This is a genomic window from Ferruginibacter sp. HRS2-29 (assembly GCF_024343615.1).
In the GTDB taxonomy this organism is placed as follows: Bacteria; Bacteroidota; Bacteroidia; order Chitinophagales; family Chitinophagaceae; genus Ferruginibacter.
In genome coordinates this window covers 78,306-98,110 of the sequence record NZ_RJUB01000142.1, presented here as the reverse complement: position 1 = coordinate 98,110, position 19,805 = coordinate 78,306, and the positions used below count along the sequence as shown (strand labels likewise).

Annotated in this window: 19 protein-coding genes and 1 tRNA gene; 8 read left to right on the top strand and 12 right to left on the bottom strand. The window is 45.2% G+C overall.

Annotated elements, in window-relative coordinates; translation table 11 throughout:
- On the bottom strand, positions 1-2,558 hold a 2,558-nt coding region (locus EGI32_RS16320), incomplete at its 3' end, for a hypothetical protein (RefSeq protein ID WP_255156424.1).
- Positions 2,559-2,689: 131 nt separating this feature from the next.
- On the opposite strand from EGI32_RS16320, the gene EGI32_RS16315 reads away from it, so the two are divergent.
- The 3 genes from EGI32_RS16315 to EGI32_RS16305 all read left to right on the top strand — a co-directional run bounded on the left by EGI32_RS16315 (position 2,690) and on the right by EGI32_RS16305 (position 4,803).
- Complete coding sequence (locus tag EGI32_RS16315; protein ID WP_255156423.1) at positions 2,690-3,829, top strand: acyl-CoA dehydrogenase; 1,140 nt, start codon at positions 2,690-2,692, stop codon at positions 3,827-3,829.
- Between the two features lie 103 nt (positions 3,830-3,932).
- The gene (locus EGI32_RS16310; protein ID WP_255156422.1) at positions 3,933-4,346 is read left to right on the top strand and encodes a hypothetical protein; all 414 of its coding nucleotides are present in this window, start codon (positions 3,933-3,935) and stop codon (positions 4,344-4,346) included.
- 94 nt (positions 4,347-4,440) lie between these two features.
- Positions 4,441-4,803, top strand: coding sequence for a c-type cytochrome (locus EGI32_RS16305; protein ID WP_255156421.1), 363 nt, complete (start codon positions 4,441-4,443; stop codon positions 4,801-4,803).
- A 47-nt stretch (positions 4,804-4,850) separates the two neighbouring features.
- On the opposite strand, the gene EGI32_RS16300 is transcribed toward EGI32_RS16305, so the two are convergent.
- The 11 genes from EGI32_RS16300 to EGI32_RS16250 form a co-directional block, all read right to left on the bottom strand.
- Entirely contained in the window at positions 4,851-5,093 is a 243-nt protein-coding gene (locus EGI32_RS16300) for a hypothetical protein (protein WP_255156420.1), read from the bottom strand.
- Positions 5,094-5,196: 103 nt separating this feature from the next.
- Positions 5,197-6,486, bottom strand: coding sequence for an amidohydrolase (locus EGI32_RS16295; protein WP_255156419.1), 1,290 nt, complete (start codon positions 6,484-6,486; stop codon positions 5,197-5,199).
- 161 nt (positions 6,487-6,647) lie between these two features.
- Positions 6,648-8,882: a bifunctional (p)ppGpp synthetase/guanosine-3',5'-bis(diphosphate) 3'-pyrophosphohydrolase gene (locus EGI32_RS16290; protein ID WP_255156418.1), complete on the bottom strand. Its 2,235-nt coding sequence runs from the start codon at positions 8,880-8,882 to the stop codon at positions 6,648-6,650.
- Between the two features lie 128 nt (positions 8,883-9,010).
- On the bottom strand, positions 9,011-9,157 hold the full coding sequence (locus EGI32_RS16285) for a hypothetical protein (protein WP_255156417.1): 147 nt from the start codon (positions 9,155-9,157) through the stop codon (positions 9,011-9,013).
- 121 nt (positions 9,158-9,278) lie between these two features.
- Positions 9,279-9,950 (bottom strand): exodeoxyribonuclease VII large subunit, encoded by a 672-nt coding sequence (locus tag EGI32_RS16280; protein WP_255156426.1) that lies wholly within the window; start codon positions 9,948-9,950, stop codon positions 9,279-9,281.
- 90 nt (positions 9,951-10,040) lie between these two features.
- Entirely contained in the window at positions 10,041-10,382 is a 342-nt protein-coding gene (locus EGI32_RS16275) for a hypothetical protein (protein WP_255156416.1), read from the bottom strand.
- A gap of 110 nt (positions 10,383-10,492) precedes the next feature.
- Positions 10,493-11,587, bottom strand: a complete 1,095-nt coding sequence (locus EGI32_RS16270) for a type I restriction endonuclease (protein ID WP_255156415.1) — start codon at positions 11,585-11,587, stop codon at positions 10,493-10,495.
- Positions 11,588-11,771: 184 nt separating this feature from the next.
- Positions 11,772-13,016 carry a glutamate-5-semialdehyde dehydrogenase gene (locus EGI32_RS16265; RefSeq protein ID WP_255156414.1) on the bottom strand — a complete coding sequence of 415 codons (1,245 nt, stop codon included), beginning with the start codon at positions 13,014-13,016 and terminating at the stop codon, positions 11,772-11,774.
- A gap of 9 nt (positions 13,017-13,025) precedes the next feature.
- Positions 13,026-14,060: a glutamate 5-kinase gene (gene proB / locus EGI32_RS16260; protein WP_255156413.1), complete on the bottom strand. Its 1,035-nt coding sequence runs from the start codon at positions 14,058-14,060 to the stop codon at positions 13,026-13,028.
- Positions 14,061-14,254: 194 nt separating this feature from the next.
- The gene (tig, locus tag EGI32_RS16255) at positions 14,255-15,613 is read right to left on the bottom strand and encodes a trigger factor (protein ID WP_255156412.1); all 1,359 of its coding nucleotides are present in this window, start codon (positions 15,611-15,613) and stop codon (positions 14,255-14,257) included.
- A gap of 65 nt (positions 15,614-15,678) precedes the next feature.
- A tRNA-Leu gene (locus EGI32_RS16250) sits at positions 15,679-15,760 on the bottom strand.
- A 185-nt stretch (positions 15,761-15,945) separates the two neighbouring features.
- Here EGI32_RS16250 and EGI32_RS16245 point away from each other — a divergent pair.
- From EGI32_RS16245 to EGI32_RS16225, 5 genes are all read left to right on the top strand, one after another.
- Entirely contained in the window at positions 15,946-16,449 is a 504-nt protein-coding gene (locus EGI32_RS16245) for a hypothetical protein (protein WP_255156411.1), read from the top strand.
- A 155-nt stretch (positions 16,450-16,604) separates the two neighbouring features.
- Positions 16,605-16,913, top strand: coding sequence for a hypothetical protein (locus EGI32_RS16240; RefSeq protein ID WP_255156410.1), 309 nt, complete (start codon positions 16,605-16,607; stop codon positions 16,911-16,913).
- 142 nt (positions 16,914-17,055) lie between these two features.
- Positions 17,056-17,412, top strand: coding sequence for a hypothetical protein (locus EGI32_RS16235; protein WP_255156409.1), 357 nt, complete (start codon positions 17,056-17,058; stop codon positions 17,410-17,412).
- Positions 17,413-17,598: 186 nt separating this feature from the next.
- Entirely contained in the window at positions 17,599-18,180 is a 582-nt protein-coding gene (locus tag EGI32_RS16230; protein ID WP_255156408.1) for a penicillin-binding protein activator LpoB, read from the top strand.
- 34 nt (positions 18,181-18,214) lie between these two features.
- On the top strand, positions 18,215-19,687 hold the full coding sequence (locus EGI32_RS16225; RefSeq protein ID WP_255156407.1) for a COG3014 family protein: 1,473 nt from the start codon (positions 18,215-18,217) through the stop codon (positions 19,685-19,687).
- Positions 19,688-19,805 lie beyond the last annotated feature (118 nt).

Below are 19,805 nucleotides of genomic sequence, written 5' to 3'. Positions count from 1 at the left end.
GAAGGAACACTTACGCATCCGTTCGGTATAGAGTCCCTGACAGTATAATTGCCCGTAGTATTTGCAATGATTGATTGAGAAGCAGCGCCATTGCTCCAGCTATAAACATGTCCTGCGTCAATATTTCCGGCGGTCAGCGTAAGGCTTTCTCCCTGGCAAAACGTAGCAGGCCCGCTGGTGGTAATAGCAGGTGCCGGAGGCAAAGGGTTTACGATGACGTTTACCGGCAAAGACCATTCACTCACACAACCTGACGGGATAGAATCCTTAACTGAGTAACCTCCCGTACTTGTGACGGTAATGCTCTGGGTTGTTTCGCCGTTGCTCCACAGAGGTATATGGCCCGCGGCAAGTACGGGAGCTGTGAGCGTAACGCTGCCGCCTTCACAAAAGGTAAGCGGTCCGCTGGCTGTAATCCCGGCCGGCGTTGCTGGCGGTGCTACAAAATTGACCACTACAAAATAGGAAGGAAGGCTCAGGCAACCCTGGTTGCTTCTGGTAGTCACACAGTAGCTTGCGCTTACACTGGGGGTGAAGGTTTGTGTTGTAGCCGCAACAGGGTACCATAAATATTGATCACCGGGACTAGAGGTAAGTGGGGTCGGATTTCCCAGGCACATAGTGACCACACCGGAAGGAGTAATCGTAGGCTGTTCGGGCCGTGGAAAGGCATTGGTTACGATTGGTACTGAAGTGGCGCTTTTGCATGTTACTCCCAATGAATCCCTGACGGTGTAAGAGCCGGTTCTGTTAACAACAATGCTTCGCGTTGTTTGACCTGTACTCCAGGAATACTGGTGGGCCGGGCTGGCAGTAAGGGTAACCCCGGTGGAGTACTCGCAGAACGTGAGAGCACCGCTTGCGGTAACGGTTAGCGGATCAGGAGCTGTCGCTACGGTAATGCGGATCGTGTCCGTAGAAACCTGTGAAGCGGCATCCGTTGTAGTAAGAACATATGTTTGTGAAGTGGGCGGAGTTGCTGATGTATAGGGAGCATTGGGATCAGCAAGTCCGATAGCAGGCGACCAGGAATACTGGTAGGGTGCTACACCAAACCGGGCACCTGCGGGATCGCCAATGTTGACCGAATTACCTGCGCAAAGAAATGTGTCCCTGCCAACTTCTATAAAGGGTGGTTCGTCTGGCAGGTAACCGTTGATACTGATTTTTGATATCAGAAAATCATTTGAGGCATACCCGGTGAGCGTGTCGCGGCGCAGGATTAAAGGGCCACCTGATTGAGTGATCGCTATAGTGCCCGCACAATAAAGAGAATTGGTCAATGTATCCACAGCTACCGAACTGAATTGGCCGAGGCCATTATTATAAGGTGGCGATAAAAGAACATCGGTGGTAGATAACAGTGTGTCTGTTTCCCAGACAAGTAAGTGTGTTTTGCCTGATATGCCGGCATAATAACCCGGAGGAAAAATGGATATTCCTTCATCATATCCGACTACATAAATTTTACCGTTTTTTGTGTAAGTGAGATCCCTGGTACGTACAAAACTTTCCTGGAATGGTATGGTGGAAAGCGTGCCCGTAAAAACAGTTTTGAGCGTAGCGGGAATAGGATTTGTTTTTTCAAGGTAGGCCCAGTTGGTGCCGGATAAGCCTGTAAGACTACCTGTAAGCAATTGGCAGTTATCCGGACCGTACAATGCTGCTCCGGTAGCATTATAATATGCCCCCTGGCGTAGGGATGCTCCCTGGCTGATGAAACTTCCATCAGTGCCAATTCGGGCACTCAGATAAGTCTGGTCGCTCGCAAGGGGTACAAACGTTCCTGGGGTACTGAAAGTGACATTTGAAGAATTTACATGTCCTGTTACCGAACAGAAAAGCACGATGCTGCGTTGATCGGATGAAAGTTCGAGGTCGTAAACAGAAAGATTATTTTGGGTACTACTTTGTTTTCCCCATACAAGGTTTCCGCTATTATCAAGTTTGCAATAAAATACATTATATGTAGAACTGGCCGGCATCGTAGTTCCGGCAACGGTTACTGGTGTGCCGGTATATCTACCAGTCACATAAACATTATCTGCCTGGTCGCATTTTACGTATACTGCCCTTTCGTTTCCAACGCCGGCTATATGCCGGGCCCACAATATATTTCCATTTTTATCCAACTTCGCAATAAAATTATCCCTTGCGCCGCTGCTGGTGAATGTAGAGCTACCAATGCTGATGGAATTTTCGAAAGAGCCGGAGATTACCACATTTCCACTGCCATCAGTAGATATGTTGCCGACACTGTCTACACCTGTACCACCAAATTTTATTGACCATTGCAGGTTACCAAGTGTATCATGTTTTATCAACAAAATATCCGTTGCTCCCAGATTGCTGTAGGACGAGGAGCCAACCTGTATGGAAGGGCTGTTGATCATACCGTAACTGTACACACTATTTCGGGAGTCGGCAGCAATTTTCCCCATATAATCACTGCCATTGCCACCGTAGGCCCTGGACCAGCCAAAGGCCATTTGCGCAGACAGGTCTACGGATACAGATAATAATAAGATTAAAATGCAGGTATGTAAAAGGTACTTCATAAGCCGGTTAATGGTAAAATAATTAATTGTGAAAAGGTAACGTTTTTTTTAAGTCCTTGTAGTATCATCAAACTTAATGTACCGGCATAAAGGATATTCGGCTATTTTTGCCCTTCAACGATTGAATGCATATGAACTTTACAACCAGTGAACTCACCCAACAGGTAGCCCGGTCCGCACGCGATTTTGCGCAGCAATACATCAAGCCACATCTGATGGAGTGGGACGAAAGCCAGGAGTTTCCCCTGCATATTTTTAAAGAAATGGGCAAACTGGGATTGATGGGAGTGCTCGTGCCAGAGCAGTACGGCGGCACCGGCCTCGGTTATTTCGAATACAGTGTGGTGATACAGGAGATAGCTAAAGTATGCGGCTCTATCGGCCTGTCGCTGGCAGCACACAATTCACTTTGCACCGGTCATATCCTCACTTTCGGAAACGAAGAACAAAAGCAAAAATATCTTCCCAAACTTGCCACCGCAGAATTCATCGGTGCATGGGGGCTTACAGAACCCAATACCGGCAGCGATGCGGGTAATATGAAAACCACTGCTGTTAAGGATGGCGACAACTGGATCATCAACGGCACCAAAAGCTGGATAACACACGGCCGCAGTGGCGATGTGGCTGTAGTGATCTGCCGCACCGGCGAACCTAGGGCAAAGAATAATTGCACCGCATTCATCGTGGATCGCGGCACGCCGGGATTCAGCGGAGGCAAAAAAGAAAACAAACTCGGCATGCGTGCCAGCGAGACTGCTGAAATGATATTTGATAACTGCATCATTCCCGATAGCAACAGGCTGGGCGAAATCGGCGATGGTTTCAAACAAAGTATGAAAGTGCTGGATGGCGGGAGGATATCGATCGCGGCATTGAGCCTCGGTATCGCCAAAGGGGCATACGAAGCGTCCGTGCAATATTCCAAAGAACGCCACCAGTTTGATCAGCCGATCTCAAATTTCCAGGGCATCGCATTCAAGCTGGCGGATATGGCTACCAAGATCGAATGTGCGGAACTGCTCATCAACCAATCCTGCGACCTGAAAATGAAAGGCCTGCCCATGACAAAACAGGCGGCAATGGCAAAATATTACGCCAGCGAAATATCGGTAGAAGTAAGTACGGATGCCGTGCAGATATTCGGCGGTTATGGATATACCAAAGATTTCCCGGTAGAAAAATTTTATCGCGACAGTAAGCTTTGCACCATCGGTGAAGGCACCAGCGAAATCCAAAAACTTGTGATCAGCAGGGAAGTATTAAAGTGATAATTTTGTTATACGGGTTTTGCCAGTGGAGTTTTCCACATTATGAGCGCTTTGGCGCAATCCTTGAAACAGGTTGCGTTCTTAACCTCCTAAAACAAATATCATGAAAACACTTCTGAAAATCACCCTCGGCTTAATGATCGGTAGCGTAGCGATGGCTTCCTGCGAAGACGATGCGGACGATCCTAAAGCAATTGCACAGGAAAGATTACAACACATCTGGCTGGTGGACAGCACTACTGTGAGAACCGTTACCACTTCTTCGGATGATACGGTAAGTACCCCGGGTACAGGTAATGATTATGTAGATTTTCGCAGTGATGGAAAAGTATATTCCAAATTCGGTACAGATGAGCCGGATACGGCATCATACGAATTGCTGAACGAATCGCAGATCAAGATAGATGCCGATACGTTTACATTACAAACACTTACCAATAGCAGGCTGATCGGCAGCATTAAATACCAGCTGAATCCAACAAATTATAATGTCGTAACAAGTTACCTGAGAAGGTAATCACATTTACTGTAAATAATCAAAAAGCCATTCCGTAATTTTGGGATGGTTTTTTTATGGAGCAAATCCTGATTACTGGTCTGAAATTTTTTATATGAAAAAATATATGGTAGCGGTAGTGGCAATTGTTATGGCCGCCTGCAATAACCCTGGCGAAAAGGCCGGGGAGAATACTGTGGCGAAAGGCCCGGATGGTGAGCAGCTTTACAAAGTGAATTGTTCACAATGCCACAGGCCTTCTTCCGATTTTGTGGGGCCAAAACTGAATGGCGTTGAAGCAAACTGGAAAGATAAAAAGCTGCTGTATGAATTTGTGCGCAATTCTGCAGATGTGATCAAAAGGGATGAATATGCAAGATCCTTGTTTGAGAAGTATAACCAGAGCCCTATGATGGCGATGCCTCATCTTTCTGATGCGGATATAGACGCTATCCTGAAGTATTGTAACGAAAATTAAAACGGATGGCTGCAAAGTATTTTACGGCAGCCATCCATTTTGGAAAATTATTTTGCATCGCCGCCAAAAAGGTTGCTCAGCTTATCTGTGGCTTCGCTCAAAAAATCGCTGCCGCCTTCTGCTTTGGCACCGCTTTCAGGTTTGGCATCGCCTCCGAGCAGATTATCTACCGCACCTGCCATCATCGGAAATTTGTCTTTTACAAAATCCTTAACTGTATCTAAAACTTTAGAAGCCTGCTCGGCGCTGATACCTGCTTTTTCTGTAAGCAATGTAATTAATTCTTGCATGGTGAATATTTTAGGGGATGAAATTACACGAATTATAGCGAATTACACGAATTTTAGAAGATGCTTAATAGAACCGTCATTGCTTCGTTCCTCACAATGACTGCTATTTGCCATAATCAAACACCAGCGCCAGAAACGCCTTCATCCCTACTTTGAAACTGCTTTCATCCAGGAAGAAATCTGCCGTATGATGGCTGGTAGGAGCGGCATTGACCGGGCGGCCCCCGATGAAAAAATATAGCCCCGGAACTTTCTGCTGGTAATAACTAAAATCTTCGGAAACTGTAACCGGGTGTGTCAGTACAGTATTAGCAATACCCGCGGCATTCTGAAGGGAGGGCAACATTTTTTGCACCAATGAAGAGTCGTTGAAAGTCACCGGAAATTCTACGCTCAAAGGAAGTAAGACTTCCGCGGTGGCTTTATTTGCTTCGGCAATGTTGGTGGCTATTTCGCGGATGCGGGTAAAGATCATTTTTCTATCGTCTTCATTAAATGTGCGAACCGTTCCAAGCATTTCCACTTGTTCGGGAACGATGTTAAATCTGTTGCCTCCGCTGATGGAACCGATGCTGATCACCGCAGGGTTTTCTGTAAGGTTTACATTGCGGCTCACAATGGTTTGTAGTGCCGAAATGATCTGCGAAGCAGTCACCACAGGATCTACACTCATCCACGGCGCAGCGCCATGCGAACCTTTTCCTTTCACGATGATCTTCATGTCGCAGGCGCTCGCCATAAAGCCGCCTGGTTTGTATAAGATCTGCCCTGCGGGCGAAAGGGCATCCGTATGCAACCCGAACACGACATCCACTTTAGGGTTTTCCATCACACCTTCTTTCACCATCAGTTTGGCACCGCCTTCTTCGCCTGCAGGCGCACCTTCCTCCGCCGGCTGAAAAATAAATTTGATGGTACCTTTGATATCCTTCCGCATGACCGACAATATCTCCGCAACACCCATCAGGATGGCGGTATGGGCATCGTGGCCGCATGCGTGCATTACGCCTGTTTCTTTTCCATTGTAGGTGGTCGTCACTTTTGAGGCGAATGGAAGAGAAGGGCGTTCCGTGACCGGCAGTGCATCCATATCCGCACGCAGTGCAATGACCGGGCCCGGAAGCCCACCTTTCAGGATTCCCACCACCCCGGTTTTTCCAACCCCGGTGGTGACTTCCATATTCAGTGAACGTAAATGTTTGGCAACGATCTCCGCAGTGCGGAATTCCCTGTTCCCGAGTTCGGGGTTAGCATGAAAATCGCGCCGCCAGGAAATTACTTTTTGTTCGAGTTTATCGGCTTCGGTGTATGCTTTGAAAATTATTTTTTGTTGCTGCGCAAAAATCAAAAATGGAGAAAAGTAAATAATAAGCAGAATTGTCTTTTTTATCATCGGAGTAAATATGTTTTGGTATATCCCTGCGAAACCTCTGCTCTCTCTTGTTCTCTGCGGTAAAGAGAAGTTTCTGTAACCGCAGAGTGCCGGAGAATGCAAAGGTTTCGCAGAGAAAGTTTCGCAAACGATCATCCACCCGCAACCCGTAACCCGTCACCTTATTCTATATCATACCTGTCCACCCGCTCAATTCCCTGCAATGCCAATAATTCCGTCACCAGGTTTTCCAGTTCTTCCTTATCGTGTACAAACACTTTTACATTTCCTTCAAAAATACCATCGTTTGCTTCAATGGTCATCGCGGAAATGTTTACCCGCAGTTCGCCGCTGATAAGGTTGGTGATCTTGTGGATGACACCCACATCGTCGAGACCGATGATCTTGAGACCGGTAAGGAAAGAGATCTCCTTGTTTTTCGCCCATTTGGTTTTTACCACACGGTGACCAAAGTTTGCCAGCAACCTTGCCGCATTCGGACACGTAGTGCGATGGATCTTGAGGCCTTCGCCGGTGGTTACAAAGCCGAATACGTCATCGCCGGGGATGGGTTTACAGCAATTGGCAAGCGTATACATGATCTTGTCGCTGTCTTCGCCGAATATGATTAGTTCCGCGTCTTTTTTATTCGGGTGATGTCTGGAAGGATCATACTCCTGCTTCTCCTCGTGTTTTACCACAGGTTTCGGGGCGGTAAGTTTATCGCCGTGAACCGTAAATTCCTTAAGTTCTTTGAGGTCGATTTTTTTGACAGCTATATCGTACAGCAGATCGAGGCTGCTGGTAACTTTATAAAATGAAGCCAGTTCTTCCAGGTTGGTCTGGCTCATGGAAGCATTCATGCCGTCGAGTTTGCGCTGAAGGATATATTTTCCTTCGTCGGCGATGGTGCGTTTTTCTTCTTTGAGCGTATCCTTGATCTTTGTTTTCGCCTTGCTGGTCACCACAAAATTGAGCCATTCCGCATTTGGCTTTTGCTTGGCGCTGGTAATGATCTCTATCTGGTCGCCACTCCTGAGTTTGTGGCTGATAGGCACGAGTTTATGGTTCACTTTAGCCCCGATACATTTGCTGCCCACAGCAGTATGCACACTGAAAGCGAAATCGAGTGCGGAAGCGCCCATCGGCAACATCCTGATATCACCTTTTGGTGTATACACATAAATTTCTTCGGTAAGAAAAGATGTCTTGAAATCCTGCAGGAAGTCTAATGAGTTACTATCATTGCTTCCCAGGGCTTCACGGATCTGGTGAAACCATTTATCAAAACGGCTTTCGTCGGTCACGCCTTCTTTGTATTTCCAGTGGGCTGCCAGTCCTTTTTCGGCGATCTCGTTCATACGTTTGGTGCGTATCTGTACTTCCACCCATTTTCCCTGCGGCCCCATTACGGTGGTATGCAATGCTTCGTAACCATTACTTTTAGGATTGCTCAGCCAGTCGCGAAGGCGCTCTGTGCTTGGTATGTAGGCATCGGTGATGATACTGTACACTTTCCAGCAATCTTCTTTTTCTTTTTCAGGCGGAGCGTTTACGATAATGCGGATCGCAAAAAGATCATATACTTCTTCAAAAGCAACGCCTGTCTTTTTTATTTTGTTCCAGATGGAATGTATACTTTTTGGCCGGCCGTAAATTTCAAAATCAAAGCCCGTTTTGTCCAGCTTTTCTTTGATCGGCTTGATGAAATCATTGATGTAACGGCTGCGTTCGCGTTTGGTATCATTCAGTTTTTGAGCGATAAAACGGTAAGTGTCCGGCTCCATGTATTTCATGGCGAGATCTTCCATTTCCGTTTTGATGCTGTAAAGCCCCATGCGGTGCGCCAGGGGCGCGTATACGTACACGGTTTCGGAAGATATCTTCAGCTGTTTTTCCCGCTTCATGCTGTCCATGGTGCGCATGTTGTGCAGGCGGTCGGCAAGTTTGATGAGGATCACCCTTGGGTCGTCGGTGAGGGTGAGCAGGATCTTCTTGAAATTTTCAGCCTGTTGGGTAGTGTTGGTGTCCATCACCGTAGATATCTTGGTGAGGCCATCTACGATGCGGGCTATTTCGGCCCCAAACTCACGTTCTATATCATGTAGGGTGATGTCGGTGTCTTCCACGGTATCGTGCAAAAGCGCACAGATGGTACTGCGGATACCGAGACCGATCTCTTCCACACATATCTTGGCCACAGCCAGCGGGTGCAGGATGTAGGGCTCGCCACTTTTGCGGCGCATGGTCTTGTGCGCTTCGGCGCTCATTTCAAAGGCACGACGGAGCAGAACCTTGTCACCCGGCTTGAGCTTCGTTTTTAAAACGCGTAATAAAGCCCTGTACTGGCGAAGGATCTCTTTCTTTTCTTCCTCTTCGTTGAGGTTGTATGTAACGGTGGATTCTTTTAGCTGCATGTGTTGTATACGAATTTACTGAAAAATCCGGGAATTATGAAAGACACATTACAAAGCAAACGCTAAAAGCGGTATTGGATGACCGACCATTGGCAATGGACAACGGACGACCGAAGATCGGCCACTATTCAGATGGATTTTTGATCCAGCGCCGAAGAAGCGTCAGGGGCGCTGCCATCGGTGTTGATGGCAGCGTTCTGCGTTGAAACATGAATTGTTTGAAGGGTAAAAGGAGAAACAGAATAAAAACGGGCAAAAAGGTAATTTTTTTTCAATCATGCTACGTTTTTCACACTTAGAAAGTTAAATGTAGACAGAATTCAGGCAGGCAAACCTGGAAATAGAAGACAGTAAGTTATAGGTCGATAAGTGGGGTATGCCAGTAGACAGGGACTTTTATATAAAATGCAATATTGCCAAAAGAAGAGTCAGGATGATTGCTGTTGCGGTTAAAATTCTATTATTACGGGAAGTTGATTTTAGCCTGCGTTCATATTTTTTTAATGTCGACGAATTTTCGAAAAGTGCCCTGTTCGCGGCAAAAATTTCTGATTGCAGGTCTACGACAGATTCTTTCAAGTCTTTGATTTGTTCCTGGTATTTACCGGCTGAATTTTTATTGAGTTCATTTTTATTATTCTCTATTTCTGTAATAGTCTTTTGGTGAATCAGTTTTAAATAGTTTCCAAAAGCGGTTGGTGTTGCAAATTTTTTATCAGCTACCAGATCAAAAAGGTTTTCGTCGGAAGCGTGTCCTATAGCAGACCCTGTGATAGCGTTCAGCCCCACTATTTTTCGGCAGACATCATTATCGTTGAATATTTCGAGGTCGCCACCTCCTCTTGAGATACAGATAATGTCAGCGCCTTTTTTGTCAAGTTCCGTCAAAGCCGCTATTATCAGGGCCGGGGAATCCAGGGCAGTCTTGAGATAATCTATGTTGTATAATGGCTGTAAAAAACCGATTGCCTTCCGTATGTCTTCTTCGATGGTGCCCGTTCGGGCAACTATGACCCTGATAACGACGGGCTGATTCCGGAGAATTTTCGACCGTATCAACCCGTCCATATCTTTTATACCTATCCTGGCTTTTTCGCTCAGTATTTTGAGCTTATCAGATTCCTTTGCCAATCGTGTATGGTCGGAAGACGAAATCATTTATACGATATTGAACGTATTATCAAAATTCCCTTTCTTATTAAGCCTGCTTGTCTTGAACCCGTGAATTTCTATCAATTGATTATTCTGTAATTGATGATGATAAACCCCTGGCGTTTTTAAGGTCATTGATTGATCTCCGGATTCATCTTTGATATCGTTGTAGAAAAACCCGCCGTATGATGGTTTATCTGTTTTCAAAAAAATACCTTTCAACCTATGTATATCACTATCTGTGCAGGAAAGAACAACATTATGGTAAAGTTCCAACAATGCAGAAGGAGAAAATACAAAGCATTCACTTTTGTCTGAAGATTCCTTTAAAATAGTAGTGCTGGCCATGCTGATATTCGTTGTAATCAACTATGGCGTGAAGGTATAATCTGCTATGGTATTAAAAATGAGGAAAACAACACGGCTGCATGTTGTTTTCCTGCTTGATGTATGTTGTTTTACTCGGCGATTGGAGTTGTGGAAATATCTTTTAATTTTTTTTCATAATATTCGATCGTTTTTATCAGTCTCGAAGAAAATTCGTATAGCTGGGTACTTTCTTCAATAGTTACTTTTTCTTCTTTTCCTTCATCAAAAAAAGAAACCTGTTTTTTCTTCGCGTTAAAATGCAACCTGCAGATTGGCTTGCGGTTGTTGTCGTCGAGCAGCACTCCGCAATAAGATTGATTGTCGCGGATCGTGATCCTGCTCACGTTTACTTTAGCACAAACGATCGCCCGGATGATGTAGAATGCCTCCGTTTCTTCCGGGGTAGTTATCACGTTGGGCTCGGCCGGTTTTTGGCCCAGCTCCATTTGTGCGATCTCATTCGCTTTCTGCTGTTCGGTAGCCAATGCGGTTTTCAGGCGTTCGTTGATGGCATCGTTGATATACTGATGAAATGTGCGCTTAACAAGGTTTTTGAACTGATCCAGCACTTTAGCTGTAACTACGGAATGGTAAACTGTCCTCGCAAAATATTTGGCGAATTCCTCGGTAGGCTCGCTTATTTCTTTCACGATCATATTCCGCAGCTCCGACATGTATTTCAATTCGCTGGCTGTATTATTGATCATCTCGAGGTTGAAACTATCCTTGCTGAATTCCTTTAGCTTTTCTACCTGGGCTTCTTTCATATCATCGATGCGGAATTCGAAAAATGGTTTTTCATCCATTTTATTATTTTCCACGAGATCGGTATAAAACCTGAAGACTATCCCATTTGTGAGTATGCCAAATTTGGCTTTGGTAGTATGAAAATACCGGAAAAGCTGGCTGTTGTGAGGGTCCAGGTCGGCCGACCAATGTTTGCATTCTATCAGGATGATCGGTTCTCCGTCTTTGATGATGGCATAGTCTACCTTTTCTCCTTTTTTGATACCAATATCCGCGACGAACTCGGGAACAACTTCCAAAGGGTTAAAAACATCATACCCCATCGCTTGTATGAACGGCATGATGAACGCGTTTTTGGTAGCTTCTTCTGTCTGGATCTTATCTTTCATTTTACTCACACGGTCGGCAAGTAATTTGATCTGGTCTTTGAATTCCATATTAGGCACAGTTTGTTTGGTTAGCTATAAATGTATTAACATGTAAGCGCAACCTTTTACGGGAAACCGGAAGGGTAGTCCACCTGCGGTAGTCAACTCCCGGTAGTCAACCCGTGGTAGTCTACTCTCGGTAGTCAACCTGCGGTAGTCAACCTGCGGTAGTCTACTCCCGGTAGTCAATCCATCAACGCACCTGCCCGTTCCCTTCTGCCACCCATTTTTCCGTAACCAGCTTTTCCAGCGCAAACGGTCCGCGGGCATGCAGCTTTTGTGTGCTGATACCCACTTCTGCGCCCAGCCCGAATTCTTCCCCATCCGTAAATCTTGTAGATGCATTATGATATACCGCCGCGGCATCTACCTGCTGTAAAAACAACTGTGCTTCTTTTTTATTGTTGGTAACGATCGCTTCCGAATGTTTGGTGGAGTGTTCCCGGATATGCAATAATGCCTCTTGCAGGCCACTCACTATTTTTACCGCACATTGCAGGCTGAGGAATTCCCGGTCAAAATCGGCAGGTTTTGCTTTATGTAAATGAGGGTAGCCTGTTAAACGTTTGTATGCGTTTGTATCCGCATAAATACCGACCGAATATTTTGAGAATGCTGGTTTTAATTGTTCCAAAAAAGCCGGTGCTGTTTTTTCATCGATAAGCAAAGTATCCATCGCATTGCAGACAGAAGGGCGGCTGACCTTTGCGTTTACCACAATGTTCACCGCCATTTCGATATCGGCATCAGCCGCAACATAAACATGGCATACGCCGGCACCGGTTTCTATTACAGGCACCAGGCTGTTCTTACGTACATATTGGATCAGGTTATCCGAACCCCGCGGAATCAGCACGTCGATGTATTTCGTCGCAGTAAATAATTCATTCACCGTTTCCCTCGCCGAAGGCAACAGCGTCACTGCGTTTTTTGGCAGCCCGTTTTCTTCCAATGCGTTTTGGATGATACTGATCGCCGCCTTGTTGGTGAACTCCGCGTCACTGCTGCCTTTGAGTACACAGGCGTTGGCACTGCGCAGACAAAGCGCCGCAATGTCAAAAGTTACATTCGGGCGACTTTCATAAATGGCACCCACTACTCCCAATGGAACTGCTATCTTTTTTAAACGAAGCCCGTTGGGCAAAATACGTTGTTCAATAATTTTATTGGAAGGGTTTGGAAGCTTGCTCACATTGCGGATGCTGTTGGCAATCGCTTTGATGCGTTGCTCATTCAGCAGCAGGCGATCCAGCCTGGGGTTGCCCGCCTCCTGTTGGGCGATATCTTTTTGATTGGCTTTTAGCAATGCCGGAATATTTTGTTCCAATACTTTCGCCAGCGAAACCAGCGTGCGCTTCAGCACAGCATCAGAAGCCGATTGAAGCGCAATGGAAGCCGTCGCTGTTTTCTTTAAAGAAGATATAATAGAGATCACCATAATTATCGTTTATAAAAATAAAACTATGTCATCCGCGTGTGCCGCAATGATATTTTTTGCAGCCAGTTGTTTCTCCAGCTCTGCCGAACTCATTTTTGTTTTTGCCACACCAATAACTTCACCGCTTTCATTAACGAGTTGAACCGCTTCGCCGGAAATGAAATTCCCCTGGATGTTTTTGATGCCGATGCTCAACAAACTCTTACGGTTTTGCAATGCTTTTGCTGCTCCATTATCCACCGTAATATTTCCCGGTGTGATAGAGCCGCTTGCCAGCCATTTTTGCCTGGCCTTCAGGTTGGCCTGCTTGGGAACAAACTGTGTACCTGCTTTTCCTTTCAATGCTGTGGTCAACGGCATGGCTCCTCTTAGTCCGCAGATGATAACTTTTATGCCCAGCGAAACAGCCAGCTTTGCGGAAGAAAGTTTACTCAGCATACCACCAAGTCCGGTAGAAGTCTTTTCTTTTGTTACAAAACCCATCACAGAAGCATCGATCTTTTCAACTTTCGGGATGATGTTTTTGTCATGGTCTTTCAATCCTCCGACAGTGGTGCAAATGATCAGCGTATCTGCATCAAACCCAACAGCGATCAGGGTGGCAAGTTCGTCATTGTCAGAAAACTTCAGTTCCACATTACTCACCAGGTCATTCTCATTTACTACCGGCAAAATATCGTTGCGCCAGAATTCTTCAAATGTCTGCTTGAGTTGCAGGAACTGTCCACGATTGGAAAAATGATGGCGTTCGCACAAAGCCTGTGCTACGGTAATTCCGTATTTGAAGAAATATTTATGATACAACCGTATCAACACCGGGTTGCCCACAGCCGCCGCCGCTTTACGTTCCGTTAATGTGCCCTGGTAATTTTTAAACGCCGATCTGCCACTTCCCACGGCTCCGCTTGATACCAGCACGATGTTGTAAGTTTTGCTCAGCAACGAGATCTCTTCGGCCAGTTTACGGATGGTGGAAGTGCTGATCTTTCCCACATTGTCGGTGATAGTGGCAGTGCCGAGTTTTATGACTAAAGTTTTTTTCATGGCCTTTCCCCAACCCCTCTCCACGGAGAGGGAGCTGGAAGCTGGGAGTTTTTAATTTGAGAAATTTTGATACTAATGCAAGTTGAATAAAAAACTCCAGACATAATGCCTGGAGTGAATATTATAAACTATGACCTAAACGACGCCCCTTCGCGGCCCCTCTCCCTGGAGAGAGGGTGGGGTGAGGCCGTTTCTTAGTGCTGATGATTGTGCTGCATAGCCGTGAGTTCTTCCGGGGTTACGGATTTTTCTTTGGGCTTTGCGTTGCCTTCTACAAAACTGAACACTTTATCGGTGATCAGCCTGCGGTAAGTAGCATCCACTTGTTTTTCATCTTTCATCATGCGGTCGATATAGCTGTCGAGCCAGCTCATATCTTCGCCCATGTTCATCTGGCCGAAATAACGCGTTACTTCGTTCCTCATGCTTTCTTTAAGCTCTTCGTCAGTCACTTGCAATTTATTTTCAGTGATCAGGCGATCGCTGATAAGCGTCCATTTCAACTGGTTGCTGAAGCCGGGGTATTCTTCTTTTGCCTGTTCCGGGGTTTTAGGTTTATCGCCACCGTTTTCTAACCAACGGGTAAGGAATGCTTCAGGGAATTCCATTTTGGTTTCGTCGATCAGGTAGTGATACAGCTGATCGTGCAGTTGATTGCGGCTTTGAGCAGCCCAATATGCTTCGATCTCGTTTTTCAATTCTGTACGCAATTCCTGTTCAGTCTTGATCCCTTTGCCCGGGAATATTTCGTTGAAGAACTCTTCGTTCAATTCCCTGTTTTCGCGCTGCCCAACTTTTACAACCTGAACAGAGAAAGTTTTAGCCGCTGCATCTTCGGTCAGTTCCAGGGACTGCAATACGGTTTCAATTTCTTTTTTATCAAAAGCTTTGTCCAGTTGTGTAGTGATGCTGTCGCCGGCTTTTTTGCCTTTTAGTGCTTTTTGCGTTTTTGCATTAAACTGGCCCAGGGTCAATGCAGTTTCTTTGCTGATACCACCTTCTGCTACTGCACCATTTTCGTCCGTTTCAGTAAACAGGGCAGTGATCGTATTCCCTTCACCTTCTACTGCGTCAATGTCAGTCACTTTTCCGCCTCTTTCCTGCATCCCGGCGATTTCTTTATCGAGCATTTCTTCGGTAACCGCTACTTTGTTCAAGGTAAGTTTTGCCTTGCTTACGTCGGCGATTTCAAAAGTGGGCTTCAGGCCGATCTCAAAACCGAATTCGTAATCCGCAGGATTGTTCATATCGATCTTGCTCATATCTGTTTCCAATGGAAGCGGCTGTGCGAAAATTTCAGGTTTTTCCTCGTTGAGGTAAGTGTACAATTCTTTTTCTACCGTACGCAGCAATTCATCGGTGAAAATACCTGCACCGTGCATTTTTTTGATCAGTCCGGCCGGAACCATTCCTTTGCGGAAGCCCGGGATATTTGCGGTTTTGCTATATTCTTTTAATTTTTTCTCAAAAGAAGGAAGGTAATCTTCTTTCGAAATTTTTACAGTCAGCTTATCGTTTAATAAACCGATGTTTTCTCTAACTACTGTTGCCATTGTTATTGTTTTTAATATCGTTCTAAAAAAATACCTCCCCAAAGGGGAGGATTCAGGTAGTTTTGTGCGGATGATAGGGGTCGAACCTACACGCCTCGCGGCGCCAGATCCTAAGTCTGGTGCGTCTGCCAATTTCGCCACATCCGCAAATGGGTTGCAAAAGTAGGGGGAAAAATTAAGAATTACGCATTAAGAATTAAGAATTTTTAAGATTTTTAGTTATCCGGGCTCAGATAGCCGAAAACAGCCTGGTGTGCTTTTATCCAGCTTCTGCAGAGTTGAAAGGAATACTCTCGTTTTTACTAATTTCAGGCTTAAATCCCTTCCCAATCATGAAATTTATTACCTATTACTTCTTAATGTTGTTAGTGTTCCTTGCGGCCTGTAAACCAAGAAGCCACAGAGGTACTTTTCAGGTTAGCCATATCCCCGGATGGCTAATCGATTCCACACCAAGAAATGAAAGTCAACACCTTCAAATGTGGGCACCAAATATCAGCATCGATCATCCGGGAACCGCAAACATCATAATTTCTGTAGATAGGTCTAAGAGGACGGAGGAGGAATTTGCCCTTAATACGGATAAAGGGATAAAAAAAACTATGTTCAAAGTACAAAACCTCGGCAAAGGAACATTGCAGACAGGCGATTACAATTTTGTCTGGGTACATTACCGCATACGTTCTAAAAAACCAAGCGGTGAAGTAGAGCAAATGGTCTACTATTTAAGCCGGCGGGAAAATATGTACATGATAGTATGTACTAGCCAAAATGGCCAGCTGGATCTACTAAAGCCCAAAATAGATACTCTTTTGAGCAATTTCAAGGCATTATAAAACTACTGCACGAAGTCTGAAACCATTCGTTGTTAGTTTCCCGCCATTCGTTAAAAAGTATCTGCTCACACACCATGCTGCCCTTTACTTTGCCCTACAATCAATAATTGCTACCCCCTACAAGAAAATTAATCCAAAAAAGCAATTTATTTTTTATGAAACAGTCTTACATTTTAAGAGTAGCCGCCAAGAGCTTTATCGTTGGAGCAGTGATCTGCCTTTGTTTTTACACCGTCATCCGCGTAATGTTCTGGGATTTCCAATTCAGCTTTTCCGAAGAATTGAGCAACCTGTTCATCATCGTATCACGTGGTGGGTTGATGTTTACAGCAGCAGCCGTGGTATATGTACTGGCAGAAAAAGCCGCCTTGTCGTGGCTGGCTGTAAACCGTACTGCTGCCAAATCTTCAACCTTACATAATTCCGATCCATTACCGGGTATACTGGTAGCTGCAAGACAGTAGCACTTTTTAAATAAATTAGTAAGTGGTTCATTATAAGTGCGTTATGATTTAAATTTTTGTTAATGGTGATATTCATATGGTCATGTTATTTTGAAAGTTGGAATTGAGCAGTACATTTGTTCTGACAATTAAAACAGACTTTATGAAAAAAATATTACTCTCCTTTTTTGTAGCACTGGCAGGCTTTGCCGCCCATGCTCAGGAAACAACCCTGGCTCCCGACCAAAACCCAAGGTATGCGGAAAGCCGCGACAGGTATATCAAGGCCCAGGATCAGTTGCTGGTGAACATGAACACAACGGTTCAACAGACTTACAAAGCCTACGATTGGTACGAAGCCAAACAGGAACGTAAGCTTCAACGCTACAACGACCGCCGCGAACGCAGGCTGCTGCGGGCGCAATATGGCAACTTCTACAGTCCATACGACAACAATTATTATTCTCCTTACAGGTATGCTCCGGGCTTCCGCAGGAATGGCTGGAGACGGGGATGGTGATAATGGATAATGGATAATTGTATAATGGATAATGCATTTACCCCAAAGTTCTTATCCTTTATGTAATGACATCCGGTTTGGATACATTATCCATTATACAATTATCCATTACTTCCTTTCACATATTCAGGCTGTTTGCTGAGAATGGCAGATGGCTACTTTCGCTCATCATTTAAAAAAACATACATGAAATCGATCTTTTTATACGCAACAGCCGCCATTCTTTTGGTTACAACAGCCTGCAGCCGTAAAGTTACCCGCATTGATCCTGTTGATACGCCGGACATCAGCGGCAAATGGAACAATACCGACAGCCGCCTGACTGCCGAAGAATTGACCAGCCAGATACTGACAGAAAAATGGATCGGCGATTATGTGCAGGCCAAAGGCAAAAAACCGGTGGTGATAGTTGGTATGGTTACCAATAAAAGCCACGAACACATTGAAGCTGAAACTTTCATGAAAGACCTGGAACGTTCTTTCATCACTTCTTCGAAAATAGGATTAGTGCAAAGCGGGAAAAAGCGTGAGGAATTGCGTGCGGAAAAAGCGGATCAGCAAACAAATGCTTCTGTGAGCACGATGAAAAAATTCGGGTTGGAAAATGGAGCGGATTTTATCCTGCAAGGTTCTATCAATTCGATCGTTGATGCCTATAAAAGGAAAAAGACCGTTACTTACCAGGTCAATCTGGAGCTGACAAATATAGAAACCAACGAAGTGGTGTGGATCGGCGAGAAAAAGATCGCGAAAAATGTGAAGAATTAATCTCAGCCAGAACCCATCATTAAATGCGAACGAGATGAACTTTTTTATAAAACGGGCATACCTTATTTTACTGCTGCCCGTTTTCTTTTTTTCCTGCGCTACATACAACAAGTCGATGGATGCTTATTACAGCAATATCCGTTCGCAGCAGTATGACAAGGCATTAAAGAATCTCGAAAGCAACAAGCTCATTAAACGCGACCGTAACCAGCTTTTGTATTTCCTGGAAATGGGAAGAACATACCGGTTGAAAGGGGATCTTGAAAACAGCAACCGCTATTTCAACCAGGCAGATGATTACATTGAAGCTGCCCGTAAATCGGCGAAAGACGTTGCGCTCAGCAACCTGGTAAACCCGATGATGCAATCATATCGCGGGGAAGATTTTGAGCAGTTCATGTTGCATTATTACAAAGCGCTCAATTATGCGGCCCTTGGCCAAACGGATGAAGCTGTTGTAGAAGCCCGTCGCATCACGCTTTCAACAGATGCGCAGGAGGACAAATTTAAAAACCCCAACAAAAAATACAGTAAAGATGCTTTTGCGCTGAACGTGCAGGGGATGATCTATGAGATGGCAGGTGATATGAACAATGCGTTCATTTCTTATCGTAATGCGGCAGATACTTACCTGGAATCCGGCAACGGGTATTACGGGGTAAACATGCCGGCACAGCTGCGGCAGGACCTGCTACGTTCGGCTGCTGCCATGGGGTTCACCAGCGATGTAGAGCGTTACGGAAAATTGTTCAATATGGCTTATACCCCCCAAACATCTGCTGCCGGTGAGCTGGTATTATTTCTCGATGAAGGGCAGGCGCCTGTAAAAGAAGAACGGAATTTCATGCTGACGACCGCTTCCGGCGGGTTAGGCAATTTCACTTTCCTGGATCAGGATGGCAACAGTTCCAACCTGCCATTTGACTACAACGCTTATAGCATTTCCGAAACCCGGCTTAGTTCTGTACGGGCAATAAGGGTAGCAATGCCGGTATACCGTGTTCATTACAGCAACCCGGTAAACAAAACGATCACCATCAACGGAACCGCATACACGCCGGAGCTGGGGCAAAATCTCAATAGCGTAGCTGTAAATATTTTAAAAGAAAGATTTCTTACCGAGCTTACCAATGCATTGGCACGACAACTCACCAAAAAACTGGTGGAAAAAGGAGCACAGTCCGCCACGGAGGGCATCGCTAAAAGCAAAGAAAAAAAATCGGAAAAAGATGAAGCCGATGAGGCAAAAAAAGAAGAGAAGCGAAAGAAGCGTGAAGAGAATGCCAAAGCAGCCGGCGAAATTGCCGGGCTCCTTGTAAACCTTGTAAATACAGTTACCGAAAAAGCGGATACCCGCAACTGGCAAAGCTTACCGGCATTTGTGAGTTATGTAAGGATCCCTTTGAATGAAGGGGAAAATATCATTACTGTGAATGCGAATGGCATCAATAAAACCATTAAAGTGATAGGAAAAAAGGGACTGCAGATGGAAGGGATCAATCTATGATGTGAGATGTATGATGTCTCCGGGGTTGAAAGTATCGGATTTTTTTTTCGCAGTTCTGAAAAAACGAAATTTTATAAGGCATAAAAAAATGTATGACATATAATCCTGAAAAGATCAT